At 70.8% G+C, this 13,691-nt stretch carries 17 protein-coding genes and 1 pseudogene; 7 read left to right on the top strand and 11 right to left on the bottom strand.

Going from position 1 to position 13,691, the window contains the following annotated elements; all coding sequences use genetic code 11:
* Positions 1-146 precede the first annotated feature (146 nt).
* A complete protein-coding gene (locus O3X23_RS44355; RefSeq protein WP_443048061.1) occupies positions 147-1,814 on the bottom strand; it encodes a discoidin domain-containing protein in 1,668 nt (555 codons plus the stop codon).
* 182 nt (positions 1,815-1,996) lie between these two features.
* Here O3X23_RS44355 and O3X23_RS34425 point away from each other — a divergent pair, with 182 nt between their 5' ends.
* Positions 1,997-2,731 (top strand): Mut7-C RNAse domain-containing protein, encoded by a 735-nt coding sequence (locus O3X23_RS34425; RefSeq protein WP_269276437.1) that lies wholly within the window; start codon positions 1,997-1,999, stop codon positions 2,729-2,731.
* Positions 2,732-2,793: 62 nt separating this feature from the next.
* Here the strand turns inward: O3X23_RS34425 and O3X23_RS34420 are convergent, their stop codons facing one another.
* Positions 2,794-3,210 carry a PPOX class F420-dependent oxidoreductase gene (locus tag O3X23_RS34420; protein ID WP_269276489.1) on the bottom strand — a complete coding sequence of 139 codons (417 nt, stop codon included), beginning with the start codon at positions 3,208-3,210 and terminating at the stop codon, positions 2,794-2,796.
* A 126-nt stretch (positions 3,211-3,336) separates the two neighbouring features.
* On the bottom strand, positions 3,337-4,392 hold the full coding sequence (locus tag O3X23_RS34415) for a LacI family DNA-binding transcriptional regulator (protein ID WP_269276435.1): 1,056 nt from the start codon (positions 4,390-4,392) through the stop codon (positions 3,337-3,339).
* 181 nt (positions 4,393-4,573) lie between these two features.
* Here O3X23_RS34415 and rpmG point away from each other — a divergent pair, with 181 nt between their 5' ends.
* Positions 4,574-4,738, top strand: a complete 165-nt coding sequence (rpmG, locus tag O3X23_RS34410; RefSeq protein ID WP_269276434.1) for a 50S ribosomal protein L33 — start codon at positions 4,574-4,576, stop codon at positions 4,736-4,738.
* A 72-nt stretch (positions 4,739-4,810) separates the two neighbouring features.
* Positions 4,811-5,074, top strand: coding sequence for a type B 50S ribosomal protein L31 (locus tag O3X23_RS34405; protein WP_269276433.1), 264 nt, complete (start codon positions 4,811-4,813; stop codon positions 5,072-5,074).
* A gap of 33 nt (positions 5,075-5,107) precedes the next feature.
* Here the strand turns inward: O3X23_RS34405 and O3X23_RS34400 are convergent, their stop codons facing one another.
* Genes O3X23_RS34400 through ku form a run of 3 tightly spaced genes read right to left on the bottom strand, consistent with a single transcriptional unit; the run spans position 5,108 to position 7,663 of the window.
* Positions 5,108-5,563, bottom strand: coding sequence for a VOC family protein (locus tag O3X23_RS34400; protein WP_269276432.1), 456 nt, complete (start codon positions 5,561-5,563; stop codon positions 5,108-5,110).
* Between the two features lie 42 nt (positions 5,564-5,605).
* The gene (locus O3X23_RS34395) at positions 5,606-6,586 is read right to left on the bottom strand and encodes a helix-turn-helix domain-containing protein (RefSeq protein ID WP_269276431.1); all 981 of its coding nucleotides are present in this window, start codon (positions 6,584-6,586) and stop codon (positions 5,606-5,608) included.
* A 54-nt stretch (positions 6,587-6,640) separates the two neighbouring features.
* Complete coding sequence (gene ku / locus O3X23_RS34390; protein ID WP_269276430.1) at positions 6,641-7,663, bottom strand: non-homologous end joining protein Ku; 1,023 nt, start codon at positions 7,661-7,663, stop codon at positions 6,641-6,643.
* Positions 7,664-7,693: 30 nt separating this feature from the next.
* On the opposite strand from ku, the gene ligD reads away from it, so the two are divergent.
* Positions 7,694-8,581, top strand: a complete 888-nt coding sequence (gene ligD / locus O3X23_RS34385) for a non-homologous end-joining DNA ligase (RefSeq protein WP_269276429.1) — start codon at positions 7,694-7,696, stop codon at positions 8,579-8,581.
* Positions 8,582-8,635: 54 nt separating this feature from the next.
* Positions 8,636-8,848 (top strand): hypothetical protein, encoded by a 213-nt coding sequence (locus O3X23_RS34380; RefSeq protein ID WP_269276428.1) that lies wholly within the window; start codon positions 8,636-8,638, stop codon positions 8,846-8,848.
* Between the two features lie 51 nt (positions 8,849-8,899).
* Here O3X23_RS34380 and O3X23_RS34375 read toward each other — a convergent pair whose 3' ends face one another.
* Positions 8,900-9,235: a DUF1330 domain-containing protein gene (locus O3X23_RS34375; RefSeq protein WP_269276427.1), complete on the bottom strand. Its 336-nt coding sequence runs from the start codon at positions 9,233-9,235 to the stop codon at positions 8,900-8,902.
* Between the two features lie 181 nt (positions 9,236-9,416).
* Here O3X23_RS34375 and O3X23_RS34370 point away from each other — a divergent pair, with 181 nt between their 5' ends.
* Complete coding sequence (locus O3X23_RS34370; protein ID WP_269276487.1) at positions 9,417-10,034, top strand: hypothetical protein; 618 nt, start codon at positions 9,417-9,419, stop codon at positions 10,032-10,034.
* Positions 10,035-10,078: 44 nt separating this feature from the next.
* On the opposite strand, the gene O3X23_RS34365 is transcribed toward O3X23_RS34370, so the two are convergent.
* Positions 10,079-10,276: a cold-shock protein gene (locus O3X23_RS34365; RefSeq protein ID WP_269276426.1), complete on the bottom strand. Its 198-nt coding sequence runs from the start codon at positions 10,274-10,276 to the stop codon at positions 10,079-10,081.
* Positions 10,277-10,446: 170 nt separating this feature from the next.
* Between O3X23_RS34365 and O3X23_RS34360 the strand changes: the two genes are divergently transcribed.
* Positions 10,447-10,887 (top strand): DUF4429 domain-containing protein, encoded by a 441-nt coding sequence (locus O3X23_RS34360; RefSeq protein ID WP_269276425.1) that lies wholly within the window; start codon positions 10,447-10,449, stop codon positions 10,885-10,887.
* Positions 10,888-10,992: 105 nt separating this feature from the next.
* Here the strand turns inward: O3X23_RS34360 and O3X23_RS34355 are convergent, their stop codons facing one another.
* From O3X23_RS34355 to O3X23_RS34345, 3 genes and pseudogenes are all read right to left on the bottom strand, one after another.
* Positions 10,993-12,591, bottom strand: a complete 1,599-nt coding sequence (locus tag O3X23_RS34355; protein ID WP_269276424.1) for an alpha/beta hydrolase — start codon at positions 12,589-12,591, stop codon at positions 10,993-10,995.
* 96 nt (positions 12,592-12,687) lie between these two features.
* Complete coding sequence (locus O3X23_RS34350) at positions 12,688-13,470, bottom strand: CTP synthase C-terminal region-related (seleno)protein (protein WP_269276423.1); 783 nt, start codon at positions 13,468-13,470, stop codon at positions 12,688-12,690.
* A gap of 111 nt (positions 13,471-13,581) precedes the next feature.
* A pseudogene (locus tag O3X23_RS34345) lies at positions 13,582-13,691 on the bottom strand (type II toxin-antitoxin system PemK/MazF family toxin); the annotation flags it as partial.

Raw genomic sequence — 13,691 nt, 5'->3', positions numbered from 1 at the left:
CTGGGTGTCGGACGGTCACGTTCGGCTGGTTGCTCATGGCCCCAGTCAAGTCCCCGGCGGGGCCGTGGACCATCGCTCAGACGCGCGCCCGCATAAGCAGCCGTCCACGCGCGGACGCGTGAACGGCTGCCGTCACCTCGGGTCGGTCAGGAACCCGTCGTTCCGTACACCTGCATCTCGAAGAGGGAGTAGCCGTACGCGGTGCCCCGCGCGGTGCCGTTCACCCGGACGTAGCGGCCGGTGCCGGTGAGGCCCGTCAGATCGTCGGTGGCACCGTTGCCGGTGGTGGTCGAGTAGATCGTCGTCCAGGTGGTGCCGTCCGGGGAGGTCTGGATCGTGTACGCCTTGCCGTACGCGGCCTCCCAGAGGAGCTTGACGCGGCTGACGTTCGCGGAGACACCCAGATCGACGCGCAGCCACTGCGGGTCGGCGCCCTCCTTGCTGGCCCACCGGGTGGTGGTGAGGTTGCCGTCGAAGGCTGCCGCCGCCGCGAAGGAGGACGACTCGACCGAGGAGGCTGTCGCCGTCCGGCCCTGGGACAGCAGCACCGGGCCGCCGCCGGGGGCGGTGACGGTCAGGGCGTAGGCCGTCGCGTGGGTGGCCGAGGCGGACGTTCCGGTGACCGTGACGGCCGCGGAGCCCGCGGTGGCCGCGCTGGTGGCGGACACCGTCATCACCGAGGTGCCACCCGGGGTCACGGTCGCCGGTGCGAAGCCCACGCTGACACCCGACGGTGCGCCGGCGGCGGAGAGCGTCACCGGCTCCGCCGTGCCGGAGGCCGGCGCCACGGTGACCGTCGAGGTCGTGGACGCCCCGGCGTTCACCGAGCCCGCGGCCGGGTTCAGCGACAGGGAGAAGTCGTTGGTGGCCGAGGCGGGCGTGAACGCCCACTGGCTCGCGCTGCCGGAGCAGCTCCCGGCGACCACGTTGGCGCCCGAGGTCCGGAAGCACTTCTGGCCGGTCTGCATGTCGGAGATGGTGCCGTTGGGATTGACCGACCACTGCTGGGTGGGGCCGCCGGTGCAGGAGTTGAGGACGATGCTGCTGCCGGATGTCGCCGCGCAGAGGTTGTTGATCACCATGAAGGCGCCGTGGAAGGTGAAGCGCTGGGCCGCCGAGCCGTTGCAGGCGGCGGTCTTGAGGGCGGTGCCGGGCGTGGAGCTGTTGCCGGGATCCTCCATGCACTGTGCCGTCGAGCCGTTCTTGTACTGGCCGACCGTGGTGTTGGGCTGGGCACCGCCGTAGCACTTGCCGGTGCTGGTGTTGAAGATCGGCGTGGCGTCGTAGGCCTCGTTGGCGCCGGGGTTGACGACGACCGGCTCCATCGTCGGTGTGCTGTCCGCGTTGTAGTGCGTCAACGCGTCCTCGCAGTCGATCGCGTTCATCGCGTTGCCGCCCTTGCCGCCCAGCCACAGGTCGATATGGCGCAGACCGGGACCGCCGTTGGGCCCCGCCTCGCTCCAGTCCGACTCGCACTCCTGGCAGCTGTCCTCCATGATGAAGTACTTCCTGACCCGCTCGACCCACACCTTCGTGCCGGCCGGGAGTTCCGCCTTGGAGGTCGCGAAGGTGATGGGATCCGCGAACGTGCCGGTGCCGCCGGCCGTGTCGTGGATCTGCGGGTAGGAGATGTCGCCGCCGGGCGGCGTGTTGTCGTACCAGCCGTAGAACGTCAGGAACGTCTGCTGCGTCGTGGCCGCGGGTGCCGCGGAACTCGGCGCCGCGTTCACCAGTCCGGCGAGCGCCGAGATGAGGACGAGACAGGCGGTCGCGAGGAACGCGACGAGAGCGCGCCGACTCATGGTGCGGCTCATGGTGCCTCCGTTGCCAGGGGGATCCAGCGGGGTCACCGCAGGGTCGATCCGCGCGAGGGTGCGCGTCAAGAGTCTGTTAGGAAACTTTTCTAACAATCTCTCGTCGGCCACCGGGTGGACTTCGGGGAAGGGCACGGGGAAACAACTGGCCCGGCCCTGCCGCGCAATGACATCCTGGCCGCGTGAACGGACCGAAGATCGACATCACTTTCGCCCCTGAGCTGCACCTCTTCGTCCCCGCGGAGCGGCGCCAGGGCCCGAGCACGGTCGTCACCGACGGCACCTCGACGCTCGGTCACGTCGTCGAATCGCTCGGCGTCCCGCTCACCGAGGCGGGCGTGCTGCTCGTCGACGGCCGCGCCGCGCCGGTCGCCCACATCCCCGCCGCGGGCGAGACCGTCCACGTCCAGGCCGTCGCACGGCCCCAGCCCGTACCGGGAGCCCCCCTGCGGTTCCTGCTCGACGTCCACCTCGGCACCCTCGCGCGGCGACTGCGCCTGCTGGGCGTCGACGCCGCCTACGAGAACGAGGACATCGGCGACCCCGCACTGGCCGCACTGTCGGCGAAGGAGCGGCGCGTCATGCTCTCCCGCGACCGCGGCCTGCTCCGGCGACGCGAGATCTGGGCCGGGGCGTACATCTACAGCGACCGCCCCGAGGACCAACTCCGCGACGTGCTCCAGCGCTTCGCGCCCGCGCTGACCCCGTGGTCCCGGTGCGTGGCGTGCAACGGTCCGCTCGCGGACGCCGACAAGGAGTCGGTGCAGGACCAGTTGCGGCACGGCACGCAACGCTCGTACGACGTCTTCGCGCAGTGCGCGGCCTGCGAGCGCGTGTACTGGCGCGGCGCGCACCACGCCCGGCTGGAGGCGATCGTCGAAGAGGCCCTGCGCGAGTTCGGCGGCGCCACCGTCTGACCCTGCGCGGGGCGCGCACGGTGCCGAGAGGTGCGCCTTCGGCGCCCGGCCGCCGCGCCGGCCTAGTCGGCCAGATCCTTGACCGCGATCACCTTGTCGATGTGCACGCGGACCAGGAGTTCACCCGGCACGCCGTTGCGGGCGCCGTACGCGTCGGCCCGGTCGGCGCCCATGTAGCGGTGGGCGATCCGGGTCGCCCAGTCGCGCACCTGGGGCAGGTCCTCGCTGATCCGGGCCTTGCCCTCGATGACCACGAACGAGAACGGCGGACGGTCGTCGTCCACGCAGAGGCTCACCCGGCCGTCCCGGGCGAGATTGCGGCCCTTGACGGTCTCCTTGCCGGTATTGAAGACCAGATCGTCCCCGTCGAGGAGGAACCAGACCGGGGCGAGGTGCGGGCGTCCGTCGGCACGGACGGTGGCGAGCTTGCCGGTACGGGTTCCGGCGCTGATGAATGCACGCCATTCGGCGTCGATCATGGTCGTCATGCCCCCCATGGTGCCCGAAGGGCCCGGCACCCGGGGGCCGACACCCGGCACGGGACGCCCAGGGCATCGGAGAGCGCTCTCCAGCTTCGGGCGAGCCCGGAGTCGGGGCCCGGGGCCCTACGCCGAGTGTCGGATGACCAGGGTGGGCTCGAAGATCGTGGAGGTGATGCGCTGCTGGGGTGTGGTGATGCGGTCGAGGAGGAGTCGGGCCATTTCCGCGGCCATGTCCTCGACGGGCTGGCGGACGGTGGTCAGGGCGGGTCGGGACGCGGTCGCCGCGCTGCTGTCGTCGAAGCCGATGACCTTGACGTCGTCGGGCACGTGCCGGCCGTGGTCACGCAGGACGAGCAGGGCACCCTGGGCCATCAGGTCGTTGGCAGCGAAGACCCCGTCGAGGCCGGGGTGTTCGGCCAGCAGGCGTTCCATCGCCGTCTCGCCGCTGCGCTGGGTGAAGTTGCCCTCCGCGCACGGCACGTACGGCACGCCGTGGCGGGCCATCGCCTCCCGGAACCCGGCCAACCGGTCCTGACTGGCCGGCACGTCCAGCGGTCCCGAGATCGTGACGACCTCGCGGCAGCCGCGCTCCACCAGCCGGTCGGCCGCCAGCCGGGCCCCGTCCTGGTGCGCGACGTCGACATAGCTGATCGGGATCGGCCGGGCCGGGCGGGCGAACAGCACCGCCGGCACCCCCGCCTCGGTGATCTGCCCCGGCAGCGGATCACCCGCGTGCGTGGAGACCACCATCGCCCCGTCCGCGTTGCCCTGCCGCAGATACGACACCACCTGATCGCGCGCTTCGCCGGTCTCGGCCAGCATCAGCACCGGGTGCATCCCCAGCGGTCGCAGGAACCCCACCACGCCGCTGACCACGCGTCCGAAGAACGGGTCCACAAAGACCTCGCTGCGCACGGCGTCGGCCGGTCCGGCGCCACCCGCGCCCGACACCACCAGCGCGATCGCCCCGGTCCGCCGGGTCACCAGGGACCGGGCCGCCGTGTTGGGCACATAGCCGGTGGCCGCGATGGCCCGGCGCACCGTCTCCTGGATGACCGGGTCGACATTGCGGGTCCCGTTGATGACCCGGGAGACCGTCGCACGCGAGACGCCCGCCACGCGGGCCACATCCTCCAGCGTGGGAGGTCCCGAAGGTGCCGGTCGGAGGACTTCGCTCATGTCGGTCTTTATAGCACGTCCTGGAGAGCGCTCTCCAGGACTCACTTCCCAGGGTGGACAGCCTAGCGAACCCGGTCGGGAATGCGGAGGCGATGGGTCGTGTTGAGACGAGCAGAACCGAACGACAATGACAATCATTCCGTTCGGTGTATCGGAGACCACCCCGCTTGGAGGGAATCCCATGGCACGTAACGACGCCCGCCCGGTCATCACCCTGCGTTCGACGGCCGGTACCGGACAGAGCTACGTCACGCGCAAGAGCCGGCGCAACAACCCCGACCGCCTGGTGCTGCGCAAGTACGACTCCGCCGCCGGGCAGCACGTCCTCTTCCGCGAGGAGCGCTGACCGCACGGATCACGACCACGCCGGCACCGACGACCGGCCGCCCCACGTTCTGATCGACGGAAGGTATCTCCCATGAAGTTCGGCATTCACCCCGTCTCCCGCCCGGTCGTCTTCCGCGACCGTTCGGCGGACGTCGCGTTCCTGACGCGTTCGACCGCGGACACCGCCAAGACCGTGGAGTGGGAGGACGGCAACACCTACCCCGTCGTCGACGTGGAGACGTCCTCGGCGAGCCACCCGTTCTACACGGGCACGTCCCGCGTGCTGGACACCGCCGGCCGCGTCGAGCGCTTCGAGCGCCGGTACGGCTCGCCGGCGTCCGCCGCGGGCAACTGAGCTCACCGCCCCCTCCCCCGTATGCGGCGGCTCCTAGGAGCGCGGCTCGCCGCGGTACGTGCCGAAGAACCAGCGGTTCCCTTCGGGGTCCCGGGCCGCGAAGTCGCGCGAGCCGTAGTGGGTGTCGTTCGGTTCCTTGATGATCTCCGCGCCCGCTGCCCTGGCCCGGACGCACAGGGCGTCGGGGTCGTCGGTGACGACATAGGCGCCGAAGGTGCCCGGCGGCAGCGCGAAGTCGTCCTCCGCGCCGTCCTGGGGAGCGCTGCCGAGCATGATGCCGCCGCCGGGCGGCCAGCAGAGCTCGGCGTGGTCGACACGGTCGCCCTCGCCGTAGACGACGGTCTCCTCGAAGCCGAACGCCTCGACCAGGAACCGGATCAGCGAGCGCGCGTCGCGGGCGCGCAGACTGGGCCACACCTGGGGCGCGGGCGCATTGCCGGCCTTGGTGTCGGTCGTGTCGGTCGTGTCGGTGCTGTCGGTGACGTCCATGCGGGCCGGACCTCCTCGGGTCGGTGCTGCGGCGGAGCTCTTTCAGTGCCGGACGGCTCCGCTGTCCTCGTCCGATGCCCACACTGCCGCCGGGGAGGTGGCGCAGGCTTGGACGTTTCGGAACTCCTCGGCCAGCCACCGGCTCGGCGCGCACCCGGCCAGCGCGCGGAACTCGCGCGCGAGGTGCGCCTGGTCGAAGTAGCCGCAGTCGGCCGCGAGCTCCGCCAGACCGTTCGCACTGTTCGGCCCGTACGAAACCGGCGGCCGGGCCGTCCCGTCCGAACCGGTCGGCCCGCCGTCGCCCCGGTCGCAGGCCCGGACGGCCAGCAGCCGCCGTGCCCGGTCGAAGCGGATGACCCGGGCCGCCGCCTTCGGGCTCAGGCCGATCTCCGTGTGGAATCGGCCGGCCAGATGCCTGCCGCTCCAGCCCACGTCCTTCGCGAGCTCGGCCGCGGATACCGTGCCCCGGGAGCGCAGCAGCAGCTCCCAGGCGCGCGCCACTTGGGGCGGGACCCCGGCTTCGGGGCGCGCGTACCGCCACAGGACGCGGTCGAGGACGGCGAACCGCTGGTGCCAGTCGGAGGCCTCGAGCAGGCGGGCCCGTACCTCGTCGGCGAGTCGTCCCAGGACGGCGTCGGCCGGGAGGTCGGCGTTGGCCAGTTCGCCGGCGGGCAGCCGCAGCAGGGCGCGCGCGCCGAGCGGACTGAGCGCCACCTGGACACCGGACTGCCGGCCTTCGTGGGCGATCAGCGCCGACGTGGTGTGCAGGCCGCCGAGCAGTGCGTCGTAGCGACCCGGCGCCTGCCGCGGGTCGGGGTGCGTCTCCACCGTCAGCGGGTCGTCGAGGGTGAAGATCAACGTCAGGAAGGGCGAGGGCATGCCGCGGTGCCGCGTGGGCGGGACGCCGTCCTGCCGGTAACCGCAGTACCCGGCGATGTAGGGACGCAGGGCCGGCGCGGGCAGGCCCTGGACCGCCTCGTCGATCACGCCGGGGTACGCGGTTGCCGTACGAGCACTGTCCACCCGACCAGTATCGGCCGGACGGGGCGCGCACGCCCTGCGGAGGGCGAGGACGGTTCAGGCGCTGCGGGTGCTCTTGCCTGCGGCGGTCTTCTTCGCCGTCTTCTTGGCTGTTCTCTTGGCGGCTGTTTTCTTGGCGGTGGTCTTCGTCGTGGTGCTCTTCGTCGCGGCGGTCTTCTTGGCCGGGGTCTTCTTGGCCGGAGTCTTCTTCGCGGCGGTCTTCTTCGCGGCGGTCTTGGGCGCCGAGGTCCGCGCCGACTTCTTGATGGGCGTCACGGTCGCGTCGGTGGCGTTGTCGGAGCGGTCGCCCCTGGCCTGGGCGACGCTCGCCTCCAGCGCGGCCATGAGGTCGACGACCTTGCCGCCGCCCCCGGATCCGTCCGGCGCCGACGGCGCGTCGACACCCTCGACCTTCGCGCTGACGAGAGCCTGGACGGCCTCGGCGTAGTTGTCGGTGTACTCGCCCAGATCCGCTTCGCCCAGCGCGTTGATGAGGGTGTCGGCGAGGGTGAGCTCGGCATCCGTGATGTTCACCTTGGCGCTCGGGGCGGCCTCGGACGTCGGCTTCACCTCGTCCGGCCAGCGCAGCGTCTGCAGGATCAGCACGTCGTCCTGGGCGCGCACCAGCGCGAGGTGCTCGCTGTTGTGCATGGCGAGCTTGCCGACGGCCGCCTTGCCCGACCGCTGCAGCGCCTCGCGCATCAGGACGTACGCCTTGTTGGCGGTGGCATCCGCCGGGGCGAGGAAGTAGGGGGTGTCGAGTTTCAGGAAGTCGACTTTGTCGACGTCGAGGAACCCGCTCACCTCGATGGTCTTGGCCGTGGGCAGCGGCAGGGCCTTCAATTCGCCGTCCGAGATCTCGACCAGCTGTTCGTCGGCCGTCTCGTACGCCCTCGCGATCTCGGCCTGGGTGAGGACCTGCTCGTCGAGCGCGCAGACCTTCTGGAGACGCACCCGCCCGTGGTCAGCTGTATGGATCTGCCGGAAGCCGAGCTTGTGGCTGCTGACGGCCGAGCCGAGTTTGACGGGTACGGCGACGAGGCCGAATGACAGGGTGCCGGTCCAGATCGATCTCATCATTTCGTCCCTAAATGTGAGAGATTTCATCCTATGCCGATCACGGAAATCGAGGGCCGCAAGCTGACCCTCTCCCACTTGGAGCGGGTCCTGTTTCCGCGGACCGGCACGACCAAGGGCGAGCTGGTGCACTACTACGCCACCATCGCCCCCGCCCTGCTGCCCCATCTGCTCGGCCGGCCCCTCTCGTTCCTGCGCGCTCCCGGCGGGGTGGAGGAGAAGTCGTTCTTCGCCAAAAGACCGCCGTCCGGTACCCCCAGCTGGGTGACGACGTCGGTCACCGAGCGCAGCAGCGGCGAGGAGATGGAGCAGGTGCAGATCAACGACCTCGCGACCCTCGTCTGGGCCGCGAACCTGTCGTGCGTCGAGCTGCACGTCCCGCAGTGGCGGGCCGCCACCCCCGAAACGGCGGACCGGCTCGTACTCGACCTGGATCCCGGCGAGGACCGCACCGTGGTCGACTGCTGCGCCGTCGCCCTCCTGCTGCGTGAGCGGATGCGCGCCGACGGCATCGAGTCGTGGGCGAAGACGTCGGGCTCCAAGGGCCTGCACCTGTACGCACCGCTGCGGGGCGCCTCCCCCGACCAGGCCGCGGCCTACGCGAAAGCGCTCGCGAAGGAGCTGGAGACGGACCATCCGGACCAGGTGGTGTCCCGGATGACCAAGAACCTGCGGACCGAGAAGATCTTCATCGACTGGTCGCAGAACTCGGCGAAGAAGACCACCGCCGCCCCATACACCGTCCGCGCCCGCGCCACTCCCTCCGTGTCGACGCCCGTCTCGTGGGACGAGATCGAGCAGTGCGACGACCCCGGGCAGCTCTCGTTCACCATCGCCGACGTCCCCGGCCGCGTGGCCGGACACGGGGACCTGCTCGCCCCGCTCCTGGAGCGCAAATCAGCCGGAAAGCTGCCCTCCTGACGGCGACACGCCGCAAGAGATGCGCCGGGCCGCTCGAACACGCAGCCTAGGGATATGGATCCAGAAGCGCAGCAGGTCGTCGTCCACCCGCTGGAGAACGGCACACGGCGGGTGACGATCGGCGGCACTCCGGTCGGCCGCGCGTACTCGCTCGCGGACATCGTGGAGTTCCTGCGCCGGGCCGGCCTGGACGATGTGGAGCTCGAGGACCACCCGCTCATCGACTGGCGCGGCGGTGGGCCGGAGGTGCAGGGCCGGCCCGAGTGACCGACCCCGTGCTCGGCCCGGAGGGTTCTCCGGGCCCGGCGAACCCCGTGGTCAGAACGACAGTTTGGCCAGCGCGTCGGCGCCTCGGTAGCCCTCGGGCACCCCGTCGACCAGGACGATGTCCATCTCGATGTGCCGAGTCCTGAGCGGCAGGATCGCCTGGTAGTCCGCCGAGTCGTACCAGGTGTGCGCCGTGGCCCGGTCGGGGAACTCGATGATGATCAGGCCACCGGGCCAGTTGCCCTCCATGACCTCCAGTTCGGCGTTGTGCACGAGGAAACGGCCGCCGAAGGGGTCCATGGTGTCGGAGACGCGGCGCAGGTACTCCGCGATGTCGGGGCTCTGGTTGATGGTCCTCCGGATGTATGCGACGGCGTACGCGGACATGGATCCTCCAGGGATGCGGTTGCGGGGCTTCGCAGGTCCCGGTGCCGGTCCCTGCTGCTGAGTACGACACTACGAACGCCGCCGCCCGGCGGAATCAGTCATCCATCAGTAATCCGCGGCCGCCGCTCGGCCCGCGCGCCCCGGCCCCACGGGGTGGCTCTACCCTGACCTGGTGCGCCACTTGATCGATTCCCCCGCCCCCACCCCCGACCGCAGAACGGCCCGTACGAGGTCGCAGTCCGCGGCGCGCCGGGTGTCCGACGTCCTGCAGCCCCGCAACGTCCTGCTCGCCGGCCTGGTCGGGGTCGGGGCCGCCGCGTCGGGCGGTGTGAGCGGTGCGGCGTGGGGGCTGTTCGCGGCGCTGTGCGCCGGGATCGTCCCGGCCGCGTACATCGAGTGGGAGCGCAGGCGCGGCACCTGGGGCGACCGGCATGTCGTGGACCGTACGCAGCGGGCACCGATCTTCGCCGTCATCCTCGGCTCCATCGGGATCGGCGCGGCGGTGATGCTCCTGGCCCACGCGCCGACCGACATCCTCATCGCGATGGTCTCGCTGTGGGCGGTCACCGTCGTCCTGCTGGCCGTGAACACGGTCTGGAAGATCAGCGTGGACTCGGCCGTGGCCTCCGGCGTCGTCGCCCTGCTCTCCGCGGTCGCGTCGCCGTGGTGGCTCCTCGCCTACGCCCTGGTCGCCGCCGTGTGCTGGTCGCGCGTCGCGCTGGCCTACCACTCCGTCGCGCAGACCGTGGCCGGAACCGCGGTCGGCGCGGCGTCGGCCGCGATGTTCGTGCTGCCCTAGCCCGTGCGGGCTGCCGCGGCCGGATCGGCTCGGGGCGGCCGCGGTTAGAGGACCTTCACGTTCAGCGCGTGCGGGCCCTTGGGGCCGTCGCCGAGCTCGTACTCCACCGCTTTGTCGTCGGCGACGGTGCCTTCGATGTTCTTGCCGTGGACGAACAGGTCATCGCCGCCGTCGGCCGGGGTGATGAAACCGAAGCCCTTGCCCGGGTTGAACCACTTGATCTTGCCGTTGAGCTTCGCCATCGCTGTGCCTTCGCCTCGCCCGGATGATCCAGCCAAGTTACCCGCTCTGCCGGGGTCCCCCAGGACACGCCGGCGGCTCTCCGCTCTCCCGGCCGCCCGATTCGTCGTATTGCTCCCGCGCGGACCGGCACCGTGGAAGGATTCCGGTCCATCGGCGCTCAGGGGGCGACATGGATGCCAACAGCAGGAACGTGCACGTGGATTTCGACGGGGAGCAGGTGACGATCCAACGGCCCGGACTGCTGAGCAGGCGGGTGGAGCGGATTCCGGTCGCCGAGATCGGCGCCGTCCGCTGGAAGGCCCCCGGCTGGACCGGCTACGGGAGCATCCGCTTCGTCCTGCTCGGCACGGGCACCGGGCGCGTGGGCGGCGCCCCTGTCCCGAGGGCCGATCCCTCGGTGACCTTCGGCAAGGAGCAGCGGGTGGACTTCGAGGCCCTGAGCAGAGCCGTCGAGGCCGCGGTCGGCAGGCAGGCCCGGGCCCCCAGGACTTCCGCCGCCCCGCCGCCGATCTCGTTGGCGGACGAGTTGGAGCGGCTGGCGGGGCTGATGAAGCGCGGGCTGCTGACGCGTCCGGAGTTCGAGAGGGCGAAGCGGAAGCTGCTCCGCTGACCCCGGCCCAGTGGTCCTGCCGTCACCGTCGCGCAACGGCTCCCCGAACGACCTCGCCCCGGTCCGCGAAGGACCGGGGCGAGGCATGGTGCGGTGTTCCCGAGGTCAGGAAGCGGCGGGCACCGGTACGGCGTGCGGCGTGCACACGACGTCGTGGCCGTCGAGCTTGCCCCTGATCAGGTAGTCGTCCACCCGCTGGTTGATGCACGGGTTGACCAGGCCGGTGACGCCGTGCGAGCCGGCGCCGTTCTCCGTGATGAGCTGCGAGCCCTTCAGGCGCTTGTGCATCTCGAGCGCCCCGGTGTACGGCGTGGCCGCGTCACGGGTGCTCTGCACGATGAGGACGCTGGGCAGCCCGCGGTGCGACCGGACGTCGACCGGGGTCTGCTGCTTGACGCCCCAAGTGGCGCACGGCAGGTTCATCCAGGCGTTGGACCAGGTCAGGAAGGGGTACTTCTGGTGGAGTGCCGTGTTGTCACGGTCCCACTTCTTCCAGCTGGTCGGCCACTTGGTGTCGGTGCACTCCACCGCGGTGTACACCGCGGTGCCGTTCTCCGACGAGATGTTGCCCGCGATGTCGGACAGGTCCGGCCCCGCGGCATTGACGAGCGCCGCGGTGTCGCCCGAGCGGTACTTGCTCCACACGCCGGCCACGGTCGCCCACGACGAGTCGTAGTACGCCGCGCCCTGGAAGAAGCCGAGCAGTTCGGCCGGGCCGACGACCCCGCCGACCGGGTTCGCCTTGGCGGCGGCACGCAGCGCCTCCCACTGCATCTGGACCTTCGCCGGGGTGTCACCGATGTGGTAGACGGAGTCGTACTTCGCGACCCACGCCTTCCAGTCGTCCCAGCGGCCCTGGAAGGCCACGTCCTGGTCCAGATTGTTCTGGTACCAGACCTGGCCGTCGTCCGGGTTGACCACGCTGTCCACGATCATGCGGCGCACGTGCGTCGGGAAGAGCGTCGCGTACACGCCACCGAGGTAGGTGCCGTAGGAGACGCCGAGGAAGTTCAGCTTCTTCTCGTGAAGGCCGGCGCGCACCACGTCGATGTCGCGGGCCGTGTTGGCCGTCGTCATCTGCGAGAGCATCTGCGCGCCGCTGCGCTCCAGGCAGCCCTTGGCGTAGTCGGCGGCGAGCTTGCGCTGCGCGTCCTTGTCCGCCTTGCTGTCGGGCACCGGGTCGGCCTTGGGGGCCTTCACGTACTCCTGCGGGTCCTGGCAGGAGATCGGCGCCGAGTGGCCGACACCGCGCGGGTCGAAGCCCACGAAGTCGTACGCCTTGGCGGTGTTGACCCACAGCGCGGACTTGTTGACGATCCGGAGCGGGAAGCGCATACCCGAGCCGCCGGGGCCGCCGGGGTTGTAGAGCAGGGCGCCCTGGCGCTCGGCCGGGGTGCCGGTGCTGCCGACCCGGTCGACCGCGATCCTGATGGTCTTGCCGAACGGCTTGGCGTAGTCCACCGGGACGGTGACGTAGCCGCATTGAACAGGGGCCGGGAAGCCCCAGTCGGCCGGACACGCGGCCCAGTCGATGCCCTTTTCGGCCGCATGGGCGGCCGCGATCTGGACGCCGATGGACTCGGCGAGTCCGCTCGGCTGGTGCTGGCCGGTGGGCCGCTTGTCCCCGGCGGTGGCCGCCGGAGCGGCGGCTATGGCGCCGGCGATGAGAGCGCCGGTGGAGACGAGCACGACAGTGCGTCTCATTATTCAGTTCCTCCCCCTACTGACCCGCGACTTGTGGTCACGGTGATCACAGAGATTCGAATGGATCCTTTCTGCTATGAGGTGGCTGTGAACAGGTCACACCGGCAATTCTTTACCAATACGTGACACGGCGTGCGACCTGGCGGCTTCCGCGAGCCCACGGATGTAAAGGTGCGGCACCGAGCCGTCGCCCGCCAGTTCCGGCTGGAAGAGCGTCGCCAGGAAGTAGGGGTGCTCCGGCAGTTCGGCGATCCTCGGCTGCCCCTCGGTGTCGTGGCCGGTGAACCGCAGCCCGTGCTCCCGCAGGAGCGGCAGCAGTTCGGTCACCGGGCCGTAGTCGCAGTGGAACCGCTCCTGGGTCTCCCGGCTGCCGAGCAGCCGTTCGGCGAGCGAGCCGGGCGTGGTGCGGATCGTGCCCTCATGGCCCACCAGGGAGCACGCGAGCGGCGCGATGAGCAGGTCGCCGTCCCCTTCGGGGCTGTTCTCCGCGTGCCGGGCGTCGCCGAGGCCGCACACGGTGCGGGCGAACTCCAGCAGGGCGTGCTGGAAGCCGCCGCAGGTGCCGAGGAACGGGATGCCATTCTCGCGGGCGGCGCGAACGGCCGCCAGCGCGCCCGCCTCGCTGCGGTACGGGCTGCCCGGCAGCAGCCAGACGGCGTCGAAGGCGGACACCGCGCCGGGCCGGGCGGCCTCCTCCGTCGGGATCCAGTACGCGTCGGTCAGCAGCCCGTGGCGCTCCCGCAACGCGTCCAGCAGGACCGGGATCCGCTGGTGGGACCGGACGGACGGGGAGCGGTCGCCGACGAGGGCGATCCGGGGGGCGGGGTGCGGCGCGCGAACGGCGGCAGCGGCGGCCGGGGCCGCGGGTCGGGAGGTCATGGAGTTCATCCTGCGGCCACCTCCTCCATCACGTCCAACGATGAAGAGTTGTCGTGGCATCAGCAATACTGATGCTCATGGATCCGCATCTGCTGCGCACCTTCACGGCGGTCAGCTCCACCCGTAGCGTTCCGTCAGCCGTTCCACCACGCGGTCGAAGCGCGGGCGGTCCAGCGCGCAGGCCTCCCGGCGCATCCCGTCGGGGTGCACGCGCAGCACGC

Source organism: Streptomyces sp. H39-S7, from assembly GCF_027158205.1.
Taxonomy (GTDB): Bacteria; Actinomycetota; Actinomycetes; order Streptomycetales; family Streptomycetaceae; genus Actinacidiphila.
Note: the sequence above shows the minus strand (reverse complement) of the source record. Positions and strands in the feature narration are given on the sequence as shown.

Excerpts from the sequence above, each read along its gene's own strand:
- O3X23_RS34415 (WP_269276435.1), bottom strand. The coding sequence starts at position 4,392 with ATGAGCGAAGTCCTCCGACCGGCACCTTCGGGACCTCCCACGCTGGAG.
- ku (WP_269276430.1), bottom strand. The coding sequence starts at position 7,663 with ATGATGAGATCGATCTGGACCGGCACCCTGTCATTCGGCCTCGTCGCC.
- O3X23_RS34350 (WP_269276423.1), bottom strand. The coding sequence starts at position 13,470 with ATGACCTCCCGACCCGCGGCCCCGGCCGCCGCTGCCGCCGTTCGCGCG.
- O3X23_RS34380 (WP_269276428.1), top strand. The coding sequence starts at position 8,636 with ATGGATCCAGAAGCGCAGCAGGTCGTCGTCCACCCGCTGGAGAACGGC.
- O3X23_RS34365 (WP_269276426.1), bottom strand. The coding sequence starts at position 10,276 with ATGGCGAAGCTCAACGGCAAGATCAAGTGGTTCAACCCGGGCAAGGGC.
- O3X23_RS34360 (WP_269276425.1), top strand. The coding sequence starts at position 10,447 with ATGGATGCCAACAGCAGGAACGTGCACGTGGATTTCGACGGGGAGCAG.
- O3X23_RS34405 (WP_269276433.1), top strand. The coding sequence starts at position 4,811 with ATGAAGTTCGGCATTCACCCCGTCTCCCGCCCGGTCGTCTTCCGCGAC.
- O3X23_RS44355 (WP_443048061.1), bottom strand. The coding sequence starts at position 1,814 with ATGAGCCGCACCATGAGTCGGCGCGCTCTCGTCGCGTTCCTCGCGACC.
- O3X23_RS34420 (WP_269276489.1), bottom strand. The coding sequence starts at position 3,210 with ATGATCGACGCCGAATGGCGTGCATTCATCAGCGCCGGAACCCGTACC.
- O3X23_RS34375 (WP_269276427.1), bottom strand. The coding sequence starts at position 9,235 with ATGTCCGCGTACGCCGTCGCATACATCCGGAGGACCATCAACCAGAGC.
- O3X23_RS34400 (WP_269276432.1), bottom strand. The coding sequence starts at position 5,563 with ATGGACGTCACCGACAGCACCGACACGACCGACACGACCGACACCAAG.
- ligD (WP_269276429.1), top strand. The coding sequence starts at position 7,694 with ATGCCGATCACGGAAATCGAGGGCCGCAAGCTGACCCTCTCCCACTTG.
- rpmG (WP_269276434.1), top strand. The coding sequence starts at position 4,574 with ATGGCACGTAACGACGCCCGCCCGGTCATCACCCTGCGTTCGACGGCC.
- O3X23_RS34355 (WP_269276424.1), bottom strand. The coding sequence starts at position 12,591 with ATGAGACGCACTGTCGTGCTCGTCTCCACCGGCGCTCTCATCGCCGGC.